Consider the following 16,206-nt stretch of genomic DNA (forward strand, 5'->3'; position numbering starts at 1 on the left):
AGCCGTATTCAGTCCGTACAATCGCTCCGCGCGACCCGAGTGCGCGCGGGCGGGAATCCGGTACGGAGCGGCATCCCCGGCGCGATAGGCTCGGCGTACGACTTTTTCGATACTCAGGCACGTTTCAGGGAGCGGGTGCACACAGTGTCCGGTGGAGAGGTTGCCGGGATCCTGGTGGCCGTCTTCTGGGCGATCCTGGTCTCCTTCCTCGCCGTCGCACTGGTGAGGCTGGCCCAGACGCTCAGGGCGACCACCAAGCTGGTGGCGGAGGTGACCGATCAGGCGGTCCCGCTGCTGGCCGACGCCTCCACGGCGGTGCGCTCCGCGCAGACCCAGATCGACCGGGTCGACGCGATCGCGTCGGACGTCCAGGAGGTCACGTCGAACGCCTCGGCGCTCTCGACCACCGTCGCCTCCACCTTCGGCGGTCCCCTGGTCAAGGTCGCGGCCTTCGGGTACGGCGTGCGCCGCGCCCTCGGCGGCCGACGTGAGGACGTGCCCGCCAAGGAGCCTCGACGTACCGTGATCGTGGGCCGTACGGTCCCGGCCGCGCGGCGGAGCAAGCGGAACAACCGCGGAAAGAAGGACTGACCCAAGGATGTTCCGCCGTACCTTCTGGTTCACCACGGGCGTCGCCGCCGGTGTGTGGGCCACCACCAAGGTCAACCGCAAGCTGAAGCAGCTGACCCCCGAGAACCTCGCCGCCACGGCGACGAACAAGGCGATCGAGGCCGGTCACCGGCTCAAGGACCGCGCGGTGGGCTTCGCGCTCGACGTCCGGGACAACATGGCCCAGCGGGAGGAGGAACTGGGCGACGCGCTCGGGATCAACGCCCCCGTCGACCCCGAACTCCCCGCACCCCGGCGGTACGCCGCCATCGAGAACCGCAACAACCCGAAGTACGTCGAGAGGCCGACGTACTCGTACAACCGGAATGAGGACCACTGATGGAGTCGGCTGAAATCCGCCGCCGCTGGTTGAGCTTCTTCGAGGAGCGCGGTCACACCGTCGTCCCTTCGGCGTCGCTCATCGCGGACGACCCGACTCTGCTGCTCGTCCCGGCCGGCATGGTGCCCTTCAAGCCCTACTTCCTGGGTGAGGTCAAGCCACCCTTCAGCCGCGCCACGAGCGTGCAGAAGTGCGTCCGCACGCCCGACATCGAAGAGGTGGGCAAGACCACCCGCCACGGCACCTTCTTCCAGATGTGCGGCAACTTCTCCTTCGGCGACTACTTCAAGGAAGGCGCCATCAAGTACGCCTGGGAGCTGCTCACCACGCCCCAGGACAGCGGTGGTTACGGCCTCGACCCCGAGCGCCTGTGGATCACCGTCTACAAGGACGACGACGAGGCCGAGCGCATCTGGCACGAGATCGTCGGCGTGCCCAAGGAGCGCATCCAGCGCCTCGGCATGAAGGACAACTACTGGTCCATGGGCGTCCCCGGCCCGTGCGGCCCCTGCTCCGAGATCAACTACGACCGCGGCCCCGAGTTCGGCGTCGAGGGCGGCCCCGCCGTCAACGACGAGCGGTACGTGGAGATCTGGAACCTCGTCTTCATGCAGTACGAGCGCGGCGAGGGCATCGGCAAGGACAACTTCGAGATCCTCGGCGACCTGCCGAGCAAGAACATCGACACGGGCCTCGGCATGGAGCGGCTCGCCATGATTCTGCAGGGCGTGCAGAACATGTACGAGATCGACACCTCCATGGCCGTCATCAAGAAGGCCACCGAGCTGACCGGCGTGGCCTACGGCGACGCCCACGACTCGGACGTCTCCCTGCGCGTGGTCACCGACCACATGCGCACGTCGGTGATGCTCATCGGTGACGGCGTGACCCCCGGCAACGAGGGCCGCGGCTACGTCCTGCGCCGCATCATGCGCCGCGCCATCCGCAACATGCGTCTGCTCGGCGCCACCGGCCCGGTCGTCAAGGACCTGATCGACACGGTCATCGAGATGATGGGCCAGCAGTACCCCGAGCTCGTCACGGACCGCGAGCGCATCGAGAAGGTCGCCCTCGCCGAGGAGAACGCCTTCCTCAAGACGCTCAAGGCCGGCACCAACATCCTCGACACGGCCGTCACCGAGACCAAGGCCGCCGGCTCTGCCGTGCTGCCCGGCGACAAGGCCTTCCTGCTCCACGACACCTGGGGCTTCCCGATCGACCTCACCCTGGAGATGGCCGCCGAGCAGGGGCTCTCCGTGGACGAGGACGGCTTCCGCCGCCTGATGAAGGAGCAGCGGGAGCGCGCCAAGGCCGACGCCCAGGCCAAGAAGACCGGACATGCCGGCGTCGGCGCCTACCGCGAGATCGCCGACAAGGCCGGCGAGACCGACTTCATCGGCTACACCGACACCGAGGGCGAGTCCACGATCGTCGGCATCCTGGTCGACGGTGTGTCCTCTCCGGCCGCCACCGAGGGCGACGAGGTCGAGATCGTCCTCGACCGCACCCCGTTCTACGCCGAGGGCGGCGGCCAGATCGGCGACACCGGCCGCATCAAGGTCGACTCCGGTGCCGTCATCGAGGTCCGCGACTGCCAGAAGCCGGTCCCGGGCGTGTACGTCCACAAGGGCGTCGTCCAGGTCGGCGAGGTGACGGTCGGTGCCACGGCCCACGCCTCGATCGACGACCGCCGCCGCAAGGCCATCGCCCGCGCCCACTCGGCCACTCACCTCACGCACCAGGCCCTGCGCGACGCCCTCGGCCCGACGGCCGCCCAGGCCGGCTCCGAGAACCAGCCCGGCCGCTTCCGCTTCGACTTCGGCTCGCCCTCCGCCGTCCCCACGGCCGTGATGACCGACGTCGAGCAGAAGATCAACGAGGTGCTCGCCCGCGACCTCGACGTCCGTGCCGACGTCATGGGCATCGACGAGGCCAAGAAGCAGGGCGCCATCGCCGAGTTCGGCGAGAAGTACGGCGAGCGCGTGCGCGTCGTGACCATCGGCGACTTCTCCAAGGAGCTGTGCGGCGGCACGCACGTGCACAACACCGCCCAGCTGGGCCTGGTGAAGCTGCTCGGCGAGTCGTCGATCGGCTCGGGTGTCCGCCGTATCGAGGCCCTCGTGGGTGTCGATGCCTACAACTTCCTCGCCCGGGAGCACACGGTCGTCGCCCAGCTCCAGGAGCTGATCAAGGGCCGCTCGGAGGAGCTCCCGGAGAAGGTCTCCGCCATGCTCGGCAAGCTGAAGGACGCCGAGAAGGAGATCGAGAAGTTCCGCGCCGAGAAGGTGCTCCAGGCCGCCGCCGGCCTCGCCGAGTCCGCCAAGGACGTACGAGGCGTCGCTCTGGTGACCGGTCAGGTCCCGGACGGCACGACCGCCGACGACCTGCGCAAGCTGGTCCTCGACGTGCGCGGCCGCATCCAGGGCGGCCGGGCCGCCGTGGTCGCCTTGTTCACCGTGAACAACGGCAAGCCGCTGACGGTCATCGCCACCAACGAGGCCGCCCGCGAGCGCGGTCTCAAGGCCGGCGAGCTGGTCCGTACGGCCGCCAAGACCCTCGGCGGCGGCGGTGGCGGCAAGCCGGACGTCGCCCAGGGCGGCGGCCAGAACCCGGCCGCCATCGGCGAGGCCGTCGACGCCGTCGAGCGCCTCGTGGTGGAAACGGCCAAGTGAGCGCGGCCGGACAGACGCGTGACGACGGCCCGGCGATGCGCCGCGGCCGTCGGCTCGCGATCGACGTCGGGGACGCCCGCATCGGGGTCGCCTCGTGCGACCCCGACGGGATCCTCGCCACCCCGGTGGAGACGGTCCCCGGCCGGGACATCCCCGCGGCTCACCGCCGACTGAGGCAACTGGTCGAGGAGTACGAGCCGATCGAGGTCGTCGTCGGTCTCCCGCGCTCCCTCAAGGGGGGCGAGGGTCCGGCCGCGGTCAAGGTCCGCGGCTTCGCCCAGGAGTTCGCCAAGGGGATCGCCCCCGTGCCGGTCAGGCTCGTGGACGAACGGATGACCACGGTGACGGCCAGTCAGGGACTGCGCGCCTCAGGGGTGAAGTCCAAAAAGGGCAGATCGGTCATTGACCAGGCAGCGGCCGTGATCATCTTGCAGCAGGCCCTGGAATCCGAACGGGTGTCAGGTAAAGCACCCGGCGAACGCGTCGAAGTGGTCATCTGATCGCGATACGGTAACGTTCCGCGCGATGCGGCGGTGTTCGAACAGCCGTCGTACAGAAAGAGGCGGAACGGGAGCCGAGCCGTAAACGAATGGCGACCGCCGCTTCGCGGCTCTAGGGGATCGATGACTGAGTATGGCCGGGGCGAAGGCTCCGAACCGTGGCATCCGGAGGACCCGTTGTACGGGGACGGCGGATGGGGCGGACAGCAGGCCCAGGCGGGCCAGCAGTCCCCCTACGGCGGCCAGCCGCAGCACCATCCGGAGCAGCCGCAGCAGCCGCAGTACGGCGACTGGGGCAACGGCCAGCAGGCCGCGTACGGTCAGGCGCAGCAGCACTACCAGCAGCAGCACCAGCAGCAGTACGGCGAGCAGCAGTACAACCAGCAGCAGTACGACCAGCAGCAGTACGACCAGCAGTACAACCAGCAGTACGACCAGCAGCAGTACGGTGCCCAGCCGCAGCAGCAGTACGACAACGGCGACTGGGCCACCGGCAGGCACACGCACGGCCAGTACCCCGACCCGGCGGACCCGTACGGGCAGCAGAACATGGCGTACGGCGGGCAGCAGCCCGACTACTACGGCACCCCGGACGCGTATCCGCCGCCGGAGCCGCCCAGTCGGCGGCGCGCCGAACCGGAGCCGCGGACCGACTGGGACCCGGGCCCTGACCAGGGAGAACACGCCTTCTTCGCGGGCGGTGGCGATGACGACGACAGCGACGACGAGGCGGGGGACCAGGGCGGGCGCGGCGACCGGCGGGGCCGTGGCGGCAAGGAGAAGAAGCGCCGCAGTGGATGCGCCTGTCTGGTGGTCCTGCTGGTGCTCGGTGGCGGAGTGGGTGGAGTCGGATATTTCGGCTACCAGTATTACCAGGATCGTTTCGCCCCGGCTCCGGACTACGCCGGCGGAGGCACGAGCCAGATCGTGACCGTCGAGATCCCCAAGGGCGCGACCGGTGCCGCGATCGGCCGGGCGCTGAAGACCGCGGGCGTGGTCAAGAGCGTCGACGCCTTCGTGTCCGCGCAGTCGCAGAATCCCGACGGGAACAAGATCCAGGCCGGCGCCTATCTGCTGAAGAAGCAGATGTCCGCCGAGAGTGCCGTCGCGATGATGCTCGACCCGACGAGCCAGAACAATGTGTTGGTCAGGCCGGGCGAGCGCAATATCGCCGTCTACAAGAGCATTGACGAGAAGCTCGAATTGTCGTCCGGCACCACCAGGAAGGTCGCCGAGAAGAAATACGAGAGCCTCGGTCTGCCGAGCTGGGCGAACGACAACAGTGAGATCAAGGACCCGCTGGAGGGCTTCCTCTACCCGGGCACCTATCCGGCCGCCAAGGGCATGAAGCCCGAGACGGTTCTGAAGGAGATGGTGACCCAGGCCGCACGGAAGTACGACGAGTTCGGCCTGGAGACCAAGGCCAAGGCGCTCAAGCTGAAGAACCCGCTGCAGGTCGTCACGGTCGCGAGCCTCGTCCAGGCCGAGGGCAAGACCAGCGACGACTTCCGCAAGATGGCGGAGGTGGTCTATAACCGGCTCGATCCCGCGAACCCCGAGACCTACGGGGCCGTGCAGTTCGACTCGACCTACAACTACCTGAAGAACGAGAGCAACATCGACGTCACCGAGGCGGAGGTCAACAGCAACAAGGACCCGTACAACACGTACACACAGAAGGGCCTGCCGCCCGGTCCGATCGGAAACCCGGGCGACGAGGCCATGAAGTCGGCACTGAATCCGACCGACGACGGCTGGTACTACTTCGTGGCGACGGACGGCGTGAACAAGACCGAATTCGCCAAGACACACGCGGAATTCCTGAGGCTCAAGGAAAAGTTCAATGAGAGCAGGGGCAGCTGACGCCCGCCGGGCCGCCGTGCTCGGCAAGCCCATCGCCCACTCCCTCTCCCCGGCGCTGCACCGCGCCGCCTACCAGGAACTGGGGCTCACGGACTGGTCGTACGACCGGTTCGAGGTCGACGAGGCCGCCCTGCCCGGCTTCATGGCGGAACTCGGGCCGGAGTGGGCCGGGCTGTCGCTGACCATGCCGCTGAAGCGGGCCGTCATTCCGCTGCTCGACGAGATCACCGACACGGCGGCCTCGGTCGAGGCGGTCAACACGGTCGTGTTCACCGAGGACGGCCGCCGGGTCGGCGACAACACCGACATCCCCGGCATGGTCGCCGCCCTGCGCGAGCGGGGGATCGAGCAGGTCGACTCGGCCGCGATCCTCGGCGCCGGCGCCACCGCCTCCTCCGCGCTGGCCGCCCTGGCCCGGATCTGCACCGGCGAGGTCGTCGCCTACGTCCGCAGCGAGGCCCGCGCCGCCGAGATGCGGCAGTGGGGCGAGCGGCTCGACGTCGAGGTCCGTACGGCGAACTGGGCCGACGCCGCTCAGGCGCTGCGCGCACCGCTCGTCGTCGCCACCACCCCGGCAGGCACGACCGACGCGCTGTCCTCGGCCGTACCGGAGCGGCCCGCCACCCTCTTCGACGTGCTCTACGACCCGTGGCCGACCGAGCTCGCCGCCCGCTGGTCCGGGTACGGCGGGGCCGTCGTGAGCGGACTCGACCTGCTGATCCACCAGGCGGTGCTCCAGGTCGAGCAGATGACGAGGCGCGGGCCGGCGCCGCTGGACGCCATGCGGAAGGCCGGCGAGCACGAACTCGCGGCTCGGTAGGGACCGCTCGGTTGAGTGTCGGTGCGTGGTAATGCTGTGAAGCCCCTTTACCGAGTGGTAACTCCTGGTCATGATCTCCGGACGGCCCGGCAACGTCGGCGGGTCGCCGAACGGAGCTGCCATGCCACGTCACAGCCGGCGCCGGTTTCTCACCTATCTGGTGGCCGCGCCCACGCTCGCCGTCGCGACCAAGATCGGTCTGGACACCTTCGCCCCCGGAGACGCCGAGGGGGCGATACCCACCCCGCCGGCCCCGGCCGATCTGCTCGACCTCGGTGATCTGCTGATCCTGGCCGGGAAACCCACCGCGTCCATGCTGGTGCTCAGCGTAGACGAGGAGGGCATCGCCCACTTCAGGCTGCCCAGGGAGGAGGTCGGCCAGGGGCTCACCACCGCGGTCGCCATGCTGGTCGCGGAGGAACTGGACACCCCGCTCGACCGCGTCCGTGTCCAGTTGGAGGACGCCCGGCCCGAGCTGCTGTTCAACCAGCTGACCGGCAGCTCCAACTCCGTCCGGTCCCTGTACGACCCGGTGCGGCACACCGCGGCCGCCGCTCGCGCCCGTATGGTCGGCGCGGCCGCCAGGCGATGGGAACTCGACGCAGGCGACCTGACGGTACGTCAGGGTGTCGTGGTCGCGCCCGATGGCCGTACCGCCTCGTACGGCTCCCTGTCGGCTGCCGCCGCCTCCCTCGACCTGGGCGCCCTGACCGTCACGCCCAAGAAGGAGTCGGACCACACCCTCGTCGGCACCCCCACCTCGCGCATCGACGCCCGTGCCCTGGTCACCGGCCAGCACGAGTACACGCTCGACCTCGACGTCCCGGGCGCCAAACCGTGCATGGTGCGCCGGCCGCCGACCGTCAACGGCACGGTGAAGTCGGTGAACAACGAGGCCGCCGTACGGGCCATGCCGGGCGTGCTGGACATGGTCACCATCGACACCGGCGTGGCCGTGGTCGCCGAGACGTTCGGGCAGGCCCTGGACGCCAAGAACGCCCTGGACGTCACCTGGGGTCCGGGGACCGTGGACGGGCTGTCCGACGACGGCGTCCGGGCGAAGCTGAAGGCGGCGACCCCGTCGCTGGACGTCCTCGGGGCTCTGGTGAAGAAGGTGGAGGGCGAGTTCGACTTCGCCTTCGCCAGCCACGCCCCGATGGAGACCAACTCCGCCGTCGCCGACGTACGTGCCGACCGCGCCGAGATCTGGTCGGGACTGAAGTCGCCGATCATCGCGCAGGCGGCGATAGCCAAGGCCATCGGGCTGCCGGTCTCCAAGGTCAGGGTCCACGTGGTGCAGTCGGGCGGTTCCTTCGGACGCCGGCTGTTCTACGACGCGGCCCTGGAGGCCGCCGTCGTGTCCAAGAAGACCAGCCGTCCCATCCGCCTGATGTGGTCGCGGATCGACGACACGCGGCACGGCCGGATGCGGCCCGCCACCCACCACCGGATCCGTGCCACCTATGTGGCCGGTCAGGTGCTCACCTTCCAGCACCAGGTGGCGGCCGTGGAGACCGACTTCCGGCACGGCCTCGGCGACGCGATCACCGCCGCCGCGGCCGGTCTGCCCACCGGGCTCGGCAACGCGAGCTTCGCGCAGACTCTGTTCCTGACCACGGTGAAGTCCCCCTACAACTTCGGCGTCACCACACAGACGCTCACCGAGGTGCCGCTCAAGATGCACACCGGGTCGTGGCGTTCGGTGTACTCGGGCAACACACGCGGCGCCGAGGAGATCATCGTCGACGAACTGGCGGCGAAGCTCGGCAAGGACCCGGTGGCCTTCCGGCGCGCGTTCCTGAAGACCGGCCGGCAGCGGGCCGTCCTCGACAAGGTCGCCGAGGAGGGCGAGTGGGGCCGGAGCCTGCCCGACGGCTGGGCCCAGGGCGTCGGCTTCCACGAGGAGTACAAGTCCTGCACGGCCTGCCTGGTGGAGATCGACGCCACCGATCCGAAGAAGCCCCGCGTGACGAAGGCGGTCATCGCCGCTGACGTGGGCCGGGTGATCAACCCGCGCGGCCTGGAGGCGCAGCTGCTCGGCGGCCTGACGGACGCGATCTCCACCACCCTGCGCGCCGGGCTCCACATCGACAAGGGACTCCCGCTGGAGGGCAGCTACTCGCAGTTCCACTACGCCCGCCAGAAGGACTCCCCGAAGGACGTGAAGATCTTCGTCATCGAGGGCGGCGACGAACCCGGCGGCGCGGGTGAACTCGGCGTCCCGGCAGCCGTCGGAGCCGTCGCCAACGCCTACGCCCGGGCCACCGGCACCAAGCCGCGCAGCTTCCCCGTCACCTTCGACGTGGACTTCACGCCCTTCCCTCGCTGAGCATCCCGCAAGGAGTCCGTACGTGCCCTCCCACACCTTCACCGTCAACGGGAAGACCGTCACCGTCGACGCCCCCGACGACCTGCCCCTGCTGTGGGCCCTGCGCGACCTGCTCGGCGTCCGCGGCCCGAAGTACGGCTGCGGCATCGACGTCTGCAAGGCCTGCACCAGCCACCTCGACGGCGAGGCCATCCGGCCTTGTTCGGTTCCGGTCTCCGAGGCCGCGGGCCGTGAGGTCACCACCATCGAGGGGCTCGCCGACGGCGACCGGCTGCACCCCGTCCAGGAGGCCTGGCTGGAACAGGACGTCGCCCAGTGCGGCTACTGCCAGCCCGGGCAGATCATGGCCGCCGTCGCCCTCCTCAAGCGCACCAGCGACCCCACCGACGCCGACATCGACGAGATCGCCAACGTCTGCCGCTGCGGCACGTACTTCCGCATCCGCGAGGCGATCAAGAGCGCGGCGGCGCGGATGGGATGACGCGGCGAGGCTCCTCGCCCCAGCGTCCGTCTGATGGACCCGCGGCCGGGTACGGCACCGGACGTGGGAGGATCGGAGGTGGCGGACCGGGGCCGCGCACTCGGTTGCGCCGTCGCCGTACGCGAGGACGCGCGTACGCAGGGCAGTACCGGGGCGCGAGCATGGAGGAGCACCGTTGAGCAGGTTGCGCTGGCTGACCGCGGGGGAGTCCCACGGTCCCGCACTCGTGGCGACGCTGGAGGGCCTTCCCGCCGGCGTGCCGATCACCACCGAGATGGTGGCGGACCACCTGGCCCGGCGTCGGCTCGGCTATGGACGCGGTGCGCGCATGAAGTTCGAGCGCGACGAGGTCACCTTCATCGGCGGTGTGCGGCACGGCCTGACCCTCGGCTCTCCGGTCGCGGTCATGGTGGGCAACACCGAGTGGCCGAAGTGGGAGCAGGTCATGGCGGCCGACCCGATCGACCCGGAGGTGCTGGCCGGCCTGGCGCGCAACGCGCCGCTGACCCGTCCGCGTCCCGGGCACGCCGACCTGGCGGGCATGCAGAAGTACGGCTTCGACGAGGCCAGGCCGATCCTGGAGCGCGCCTCCGCGCGGGAGACGGCGGCCCGGGTGGCGCTGGGCGCGGTGGCCCGGTCGTACCTGAAGGAGACGGCCGGTATCGAGATCGTCTCCCATGTGGTGGAGCTGGCGGGCGCCAAGGCGCCGTACGGCGTCTACCCCAAGCCTGCGGACGTGGAGAGGCTGGACGCGGACCCGGTGCGCTGTCTGGACGCGGACGCGTCGAAGGCGATGGTCGCGGAGATCGACCAGGCCCACAAGGACGGCGACACCCTCGGCGGTGTGGTGGAGGTGCTGTCGTACGGGGTGCCGGTGGGGCTGGGCTCGCATGTCCACTGGGACCGGCGGCTGGACGCCCGGCTGGCGGCCGCGCTGATGGGCATCCAGGCGATCAAGGGGGTCGAGGTCGGTGACGGCTTCGACCTGGCGCGGGTGCCGGGCTCCAAGGCGCACGACGAGATCGTCACCACCGACGAGGGCATCCGGCGGGCCACCGGCCGCTCCGGCGGCACGGAGGGCGGCCTGACCACCGGTGAGCTGCTGCGGGTGCGGGCGGCGATGAAGCCGATCGCGACCGTGCCGCGGGCGTTGCAGACCGTGGACGTGGTCACCGGTGAGGCCACGCAGGCCCACCACCAGCGCTCGGACGTGTGCGCGGTGCCCGCGGCCGGGATCGTGGCCGAGGCGATGGTCGCGTTGGTGCTGGCGGACGCGGTGGCGGAGAAGTTCGGTGGCGACTCGGTGCCCGAGACCCGCCGAAACGTCCGGTCGTACCTCGAGAACCTGGCGATCCGGTGAGCGCAGTGCCTGCGATCGTGCTGGTCGGCCCGATGGGCGTCGGCAAGTCCACCGTCGGGCGGCTGCTGGCCGAGCGGCTCGGGGTCGGTTACCGGGACACCGACGAGGACATCGTCGCCGAGCAGGGGCGGACCATCGCCGAGATCTTCGTCGACGAGGGCGAGCCCGCCTTCCGCGCGATCGAGAAGCGGGCCGTGCAGCAGGCGCTCGCCGAGCATCACGGTGTCCTGGCGCTGGGCGGCGGCGCGATCCTCGACGCGGACACGCGGGCGCTGCTCGCCGGGCAGCGGGTCGTCTACCTGTCGATGGAGGTCGACGAGGCGGTCAAGCGCACCGGCCTGAACGTGGCCCGGCCGCTGCTGGCGGTCAACCCGCGCAAGCAGTGGCGGGAGCTGATGGAAGCGCGGCGGCACCTGTACGAGGAGGTCGCCACGGCCGTCGTGGCCACCGATGGCCGTACACCTGAAGAAGTGACCCAAGCCGCCCTTGACGCACTGGAGTTGAAAGAAGCATGAGCGAGGCAGTGACGCGGATCCAGGTCGGCGGCACCGCGGGCAGCGAGCCGTACGAGGTCCTGGTGGGCCGTCAACTCCTGGGCGAGCTCGGTGGGTTGATCGGTGACAGGGTCAAGCGGGTCGCCGTGATCCACCCCGAGGCGCTGGCGGAGACCGGCGACGCGCTCCGCGCCGACCTGGCCGAGCAGGGCTTCGAGGCCGTCGCCATCCAGGTGCCGAACGCGGAGGAGGCCAAGACCGCCGAGGTCGCCGCCTACTGCTGGAAGGCGCTGGGCACCTCCGGCTTCACCCGCTCCGACGTCATCGTCGGCGTCGGTGGCGGCGCGACCACCGACCTCGCCGGGTTCGTCGCCGCGACCTGGCTGCGCGGGGTGCGCTGGATCGCCGTCCCCACCACCGTGCTCGCCATGGTGGACGCGGCCGTCGGCGGCAAGACCGGCATCAACACCGCGGAGGGCAAGAACCTCGTCGGCTCCTTCCACCCGCCGGCCGGCGTGCTGTGCGACCTGGCCGCCCTGGACTCCCTCTCGGTCAACGACTACGTCTCCGGGCTCGCCGAGATCATCAAGGCCGGCTTCATCGCCGACCCCAGGATCCTGGAGCTCATCGAGGCCGACCCCGAGGCCGCCCGCACGCCGGCCGGCCCGCACACCGCCGAGCTCATCGAGCGCTCCATCAAGGTCAAGGCCGAGGTCGTCTCGTCCGACCTGAAGGAGTCCGGTCTCAGGGAAATCCTCAATTACGGCCACACCCTCGCTCACGCCATCGAGAAGAACGAGCGCTACAAGTGGCGCCATGGCGCGGCGGTCTCCGTCGGCATGCACTTCGCCGCCGAACTCGGCCGCCTGGCGGGCAGGTTGGACGACGCCACCGCCGACCGCCACCGTACGGTCCTGGAGTCGGTGGGTCTGCCTCTGCACTACCGCTACGACCAGTGGCCCAAGCTGCTGGAGACCATGAAGGTCGACAAGAAGTCCCGCGGCGACCTGCTGCGCTTCATCGTCCTGGACGGCCTGGCCAAGCCCACCGTCCTGGAGGGCCCCGACCCGGCCGTGCTCCTCGCCGCGTACGGCGAAGTGGGCGAGTAAGGCCTCAAGTACACCTTCCGCGCGATTCGCCTCGCTCCCGATTCGCCTTGTGCCACAGGGCACTTCGGACCGCCCCCGGCCGTTGCACCAAACGACGACCAGGGGCGGTACCGTTCGGTAGCAACGGGTGCACCCCGCTGTCAGCGCCCCGGAGACGAACCGAGCCCAGAAGAACGAGACGGAGTGGCACCGGATGCAGCACGCAGTGGGTTCTCCGCTGCCGCCGCCCCATCAGCCGGGGCACGGACCGGTCACCGGCTGGTCGCCGGCCGCACACCACCCGGGTCCGCACCCCCCGGGCGCACACCAGGGTCCCGCCCCCGTGCCGCCCCCTCCGCCGTCGCCCGCCCCGGGCTTCACCGGAGCGCCCTCGGCCCCCGTGCCGCCCACGCCGCAGCACCCCCCGGTGCCGTCGGCGCCGGACACCACGGGCCATGTGCCGCTGCCGCCCGGCGGCCCCGTCGCCATGCCCAGCGCACCGCCCGCCACGACCGCCCCCGACCCGGCGGCCACCACCCTCGCGGTCCTGCTCATCGGCCCCGCGGGCGCGGGCAAGACGAGCGTCGCCAAGTACTGGGCAGACCATCGCCGGGTCCCCACCGCGCACATCAGCCTGGACGACGTACGTGAATGGGTCCGCTCGGGCTTCGCCGACCCCCAGTCCGGGTGGAACGACCATTCCGAGGCGCAGTACCGCCTCGCCCGCCGCACCTGCGGCTTCGCCGCGCGCAACTTCCTGGCCAACGGCATCTCGTGCATCCTCGACGACGCCGTCTTCCCCGACCGCCCGGTCGTCGGTCTCGGCGGCTGGAAGCGCCACGTCGGCCCCGGCCTCCTGCCGGTCGTCCTCCTCCCCGGCCTGGAGATCGTCCTGGAGCGCAACGCCGAACGCACGGGCAACCGCCGCCTCACCGACGAGGAGGTCGCCCGCATCCACGGCCGCATGGCCGGCTGGTACGGCTCCGGCCTCCCGATCATCGACAACTCCCAGCTGGACGTACCGCAGACGGCCCAGGTGCTGGACGACGTACTGGCACGCTCGATAGCGAGCCCACCGCAGTGGTAGGGGATGCCATCAAGGGGACGTACCAACGGAGCTGAGCCAAGCCCACCTAGGGCCTGTATCGATATGCGGCTCCGCCGCGGGGGCGCGACCAGCCCCCACGGCCCGCAGTCGGCAAACAACCGCTGGTCCCCCGAACGGCGCCCGCCCACTCGGCCCTCTCAACCGGCGCCGACCCTGCGGAGCTCATACGCTCGGCTCATGTCAGAGGTGTACGCAGCTCGCCGAACCCGCCTACGGGAACGCTGCAAAGCCAGCGGCAGCGCGGCCGCGCTCGTCTCCCGTCCCGCCAACGTCCGCTACCTCGCGGGCGCCGCCCCGCACGGCGCCGTCCTGCTGCTCGGCAGTACCGAGGACCTGCTGCTGTGCCCCGGCCCGCCGGACGACCCCGCGGAAGGCCGGCCCGACGAGGCACTGCGCGTGCAGAGCCTGCCCAGGCCCGGCGGCGACCCTGCGGTCGCCGCGGCCGACCTCGCGGCAGCGCAGGGCGGCGACTCCCTCGCGATCGAGGAGCACCACCTCACGGTCGCCCGGCACCGGGCCATCGGATCCGTCGTGCCCCGGCTGCGCCTGGCCGACCTGGGCGGCGCGGTCGAGCAGCTGAGGGTGGTGAAGGACGAGGAGGAGATCTCCTGCCTCAGGATCGGCGCCGAGATCGCCGACCAGGCGCTGGGCGAGCTGCTCGAATCCATTCTCGTCGGCCGCACCGAACGCCACCTCGCCCTCGAACTTGAGCGCCGCCTCGTCGACCACGGCGCCGACGGCCCCGCCTTCGCGACCTCCGTCGCCACCGGCCCGAACGCGGGCCGACGCGGACACCGGCCCACCGACCGCCGGGTCGAGGAGGGCGATTTCCTCTCCGTCTGCCTCGGCGCGACCTACCGCGGCTACCGGTGCGAGATCGGCCGTACCTTCGTCATCGGTACGTCTCCCGCGGACTGGCAGATCGAGCTGTACGACCTCGTCTTCGCCGCTCAGCGCGCCGGCCGGGAGAGCCTGGCACCCGGCGCCGCCTACCGCGACGTGGACCGTGCCGCACGCCAGGTGCTGGACTCCGCGGGATACGCGGAGCACCTTCCGGCCCTGACGGGGCACGGGGTGGGACTCGAAATCGACGAGGACCCGCAGTTGGCTCCCGCGGCCATGGGTAAACTGGACGCTTGCGTGCCGGTCACCGTCGAACCGGGGGTCCACCTCCCGGGCCGGGGCGGTGTCCGGATCGATGACACGCTCGTCGTCCGCCCCGAGGCGGACGGCGGACCCGAGCTACTCACCATCACGACCAAGGAGCTGCTCGCGCTCTAGCTTCGAGCTGTGCGCCGGCCCCGGGGTCGTCCACGTCAGTCCAGGAGATTCCGCAACCGTGGCTTCCACGAACGACCTCAAGAACGGCATGGTGCTCAAGCTCGACAGCGGCCAGCTCTGGTCCGTTGTCGAGTTCCAGCACGTCAAGCCCGGCAAGGGCCCGGCCTTCGTGCGCACCAAGCTCAAGAACGTGCTCTCCGGCAAGGTCGTCGACAAGACCTTCAACGCCGGCGTCAAGGTCGAAACGGCCACCGTCGACAAGCGCGACATGCAGTTCTCCTACATGGACGGCGAGTACTTCGTCTTCATGGACATGGAGACGTACGACCAGCTCATGGTCGACCGCAAGGCCGTCGGCGACGCCGCCAACTTCCTCGTGGAGGGCTTCACGGCCACGGTCGCGCAGCACGAGGGCGAGGTGCTCTTCGTCGAGCTGCCGGCCGCCGTCGAGCTGACCGTCCAGGAGACCGAGCCGGGCGTCCAGGGCGACCGCTCCACCGGCGGCACCAAGCCCGCCACCCTGGAGACCGGCCACCAGATCCAGGTCCCGCTCTTCATCACCACCGGTGAGAAGATCAAGGTCGACACCCGTACGAGCGACTACCTCGGCCGGGTGAACAGCTAACTGTGGCTGCCCGCAACACGGCCCGCAAGCGCGCCTTCCAGATCCTCTTCGAGGGCGACCAGCGCGGCGCCGACGTCCTGACAGTCCTCGCGGACTGGATCCGGCTCTCCCGGACCGACACCCGGCAGCCGCCGGTGAGCGAGTACACGATGCAGCTGGTCGAGGGCTACGCCGCATACGCGAAGCGCATCGACGAGCTGCTCGCGCAGTACTCGGTCGGCTGGACGCTCGACCGGATGCCGGTCGTCGACCGCAACATCCTGCGCCTGGGCGCCTACGAGCTGATCTGGGCGGACGAGACGCCGGACGCCGTCGTGCTCGACGAGATGGTGCAGCTGGCGAAGGAGTTCTCCACGGACGAGTCGCCCTCGTTCGTCAACGGCCTGCTCGGCCGGCTCAAGGACTTGAAGCCCTCACTGCGCCGGGACGAGGCGTAAGAGGCGCAAGAGGCTAAAACGCCTGAGGGCCCGCAGCGAGGCCGCCGCGGGCCCTTGGGCGTTCCTGTACCTCCGAGGTCCTCGAAGGCCGCAGAAAGCCGCCGGGGGGGGCCCGACAGGGGAGTTTAGGCCCCCCCCCCGGGCCGGTTGTGAGGGTGGGTGGTGGGGGGGGAGCGCCACTAGGGGGGGGACCCCCCCC

15 protein-coding genes are annotated in these 16,206 nt (G+C 70.3%); all 15 read left to right on the forward strand.

The window, feature by feature from the left end:
* The first annotated feature begins 135 nt into the window (after window positions 1-135).
* The 15 genes from ABT063_RS48175 (at window position 136) to nusB (ending at window position 16,007) form a co-directional block, all read left to right on the forward strand.
* Window positions 136-591 carry a DUF948 domain-containing protein gene (locus ABT063_RS48175; protein ID WP_351067872.1) on the forward strand — a complete coding sequence of 152 codons (456 nt, stop codon included), beginning with the start codon at window positions 136-138 and terminating at the stop codon, window positions 589-591.
* Between the two features lie 7 nt (window positions 592-598).
* Window positions 599-949, forward strand: a complete 351-nt coding sequence (locus tag ABT063_RS48180; protein WP_095754427.1) for a hypothetical protein — start codon at window positions 599-601, stop codon at window positions 947-949.
* A complete protein-coding gene (gene alaS, locus ABT063_RS48185; protein ID WP_351067874.1) occupies window positions 949-3,621 on the forward strand; it encodes an alanine--tRNA ligase in 2,673 nt (890 codons plus the stop codon). The genes ABT063_RS48180 and alaS overlap by 1 nt, the downstream gene beginning before the upstream one ends.
* A gap of 35 nt (window positions 3,622-3,656) precedes the next feature.
* Window positions 3,657-4,121 carry a Holliday junction resolvase RuvX gene (gene ruvX, locus ABT063_RS48190; protein WP_351067900.1) on the forward strand — a complete coding sequence of 155 codons (465 nt, stop codon included), beginning with the start codon at window positions 3,657-3,659 and terminating at the stop codon, window positions 4,119-4,121.
* A 123-nt stretch (window positions 4,122-4,244) separates the two neighbouring features.
* Window positions 4,245-5,984, forward strand: coding sequence for an endolytic transglycosylase MltG (gene mltG, locus ABT063_RS48195; RefSeq protein WP_351067876.1), 1,740 nt, complete (start codon window positions 4,245-4,247; stop codon window positions 5,982-5,984).
* On the forward strand, window positions 5,965-6,804 hold the full coding sequence (locus ABT063_RS48200; RefSeq protein ID WP_351067879.1) for a shikimate dehydrogenase: 840 nt from the start codon (window positions 5,965-5,967) through the stop codon (window positions 6,802-6,804). The genes mltG and ABT063_RS48200 overlap by 20 nt, the downstream gene beginning before the upstream one ends.
* Before the next feature lie 121 nt (window positions 6,805-6,925).
* Window positions 6,926-9,133, forward strand: a complete 2,208-nt coding sequence (locus ABT063_RS48205; protein ID WP_351067881.1) for a xanthine dehydrogenase family protein molybdopterin-binding subunit — start codon at window positions 6,926-6,928, stop codon at window positions 9,131-9,133.
* Between the two features lie 22 nt (window positions 9,134-9,155).
* Entirely contained in the window at window positions 9,156-9,614 is a 459-nt protein-coding gene (locus tag ABT063_RS48210; RefSeq protein ID WP_351067884.1) for a (2Fe-2S)-binding protein, read from the forward strand.
* Window positions 9,615-9,789: 175 nt separating this feature from the next.
* Window positions 9,790-10,974, forward strand: coding sequence for a chorismate synthase (aroC, locus tag ABT063_RS48215; protein WP_351067887.1), 1,185 nt, complete (start codon window positions 9,790-9,792; stop codon window positions 10,972-10,974).
* Window positions 10,975-11,006: 32 nt separating this feature from the next.
* Entirely contained in the window at window positions 11,007-11,489 is a 483-nt protein-coding gene (locus ABT063_RS48220) for a shikimate kinase (protein ID WP_351067903.1), read from the forward strand.
* Complete coding sequence (gene aroB / locus ABT063_RS48225; protein ID WP_351067889.1) at window positions 11,486-12,577, forward strand: 3-dehydroquinate synthase; 1,092 nt, start codon at window positions 11,486-11,488, stop codon at window positions 12,575-12,577. Before ABT063_RS48220 ends, aroB begins: the two co-directional genes overlap by 4 nt.
* A 193-nt stretch (window positions 12,578-12,770) precedes the next feature.
* Window positions 12,771-13,643, forward strand: coding sequence for a Pro-rich N-terminal domain-containing protein (locus ABT063_RS48230; RefSeq protein ID WP_351067891.1), 873 nt, complete (start codon window positions 12,771-12,773; stop codon window positions 13,641-13,643).
* A gap of 198 nt (window positions 13,644-13,841) precedes the next feature.
* Window positions 13,842-14,945, forward strand: a complete 1,104-nt coding sequence (locus ABT063_RS48235) for an aminopeptidase P family protein (protein ID WP_351067894.1) — start codon at window positions 13,842-13,844, stop codon at window positions 14,943-14,945.
* 58 nt (window positions 14,946-15,003) lie between these two features.
* Window positions 15,004-15,570 (forward strand): elongation factor P, encoded by a 567-nt coding sequence (gene efp, locus ABT063_RS48240; protein WP_351067897.1) that lies wholly within the window; start codon window positions 15,004-15,006, stop codon window positions 15,568-15,570.
* Between the two features lie 2 nt (window positions 15,571-15,572).
* Window positions 15,573-16,007, forward strand: a complete 435-nt coding sequence (gene nusB, locus ABT063_RS48245) for a transcription antitermination factor NusB (RefSeq protein WP_095754440.1) — start codon at window positions 15,573-15,575, stop codon at window positions 16,005-16,007.
* Window positions 16,008-16,206 lie beyond the last annotated feature (199 nt).

This window comes from Streptomyces sp. NPDC002838 (genome assembly GCF_040295365.1).
GTDB lineage: Bacteria > Actinomycetota > Actinomycetes > Streptomycetales > Streptomycetaceae > Streptomyces.

Excerpts from the sequence above, each read along its gene's own strand:
- ruvX (WP_351067900.1), top strand. The coding sequence starts at position 3,657 with ATGCGCCGCGGCCGTCGGCTCGCGATCGACGTCGGGGACGCCCGCATC.
- ABT063_RS48200 (WP_351067879.1), top strand. The coding sequence starts at position 5,965 with ATGAGAGCAGGGGCAGCTGACGCCCGCCGGGCCGCCGTGCTCGGCAAG.
- ABT063_RS48180 (WP_095754427.1), top strand. The coding sequence starts at position 599 with ATGTTCCGCCGTACCTTCTGGTTCACCACGGGCGTCGCCGCCGGTGTG.
- ABT063_RS48205 (WP_351067881.1), top strand. The coding sequence starts at position 6,926 with ATGCCACGTCACAGCCGGCGCCGGTTTCTCACCTATCTGGTGGCCGCG.
- ABT063_RS48230 (WP_351067891.1), top strand. The coding sequence starts at position 12,771 with ATGCAGCACGCAGTGGGTTCTCCGCTGCCGCCGCCCCATCAGCCGGGG.
- alaS (WP_351067874.1), top strand. The coding sequence starts at position 949 with ATGGAGTCGGCTGAAATCCGCCGCCGCTGGTTGAGCTTCTTCGAGGAG.
- ABT063_RS48220 (WP_351067903.1), top strand. The coding sequence starts at position 11,007 with ATGGGCGTCGGCAAGTCCACCGTCGGGCGGCTGCTGGCCGAGCGGCTC.
- ABT063_RS48235 (WP_351067894.1), top strand. The coding sequence starts at position 13,842 with ATGTCAGAGGTGTACGCAGCTCGCCGAACCCGCCTACGGGAACGCTGC.
- mltG (WP_351067876.1), top strand. The coding sequence starts at position 4,245 with ATGACTGAGTATGGCCGGGGCGAAGGCTCCGAACCGTGGCATCCGGAG.
- aroB (WP_351067889.1), top strand. The coding sequence starts at position 11,486 with ATGAGCGAGGCAGTGACGCGGATCCAGGTCGGCGGCACCGCGGGCAGC.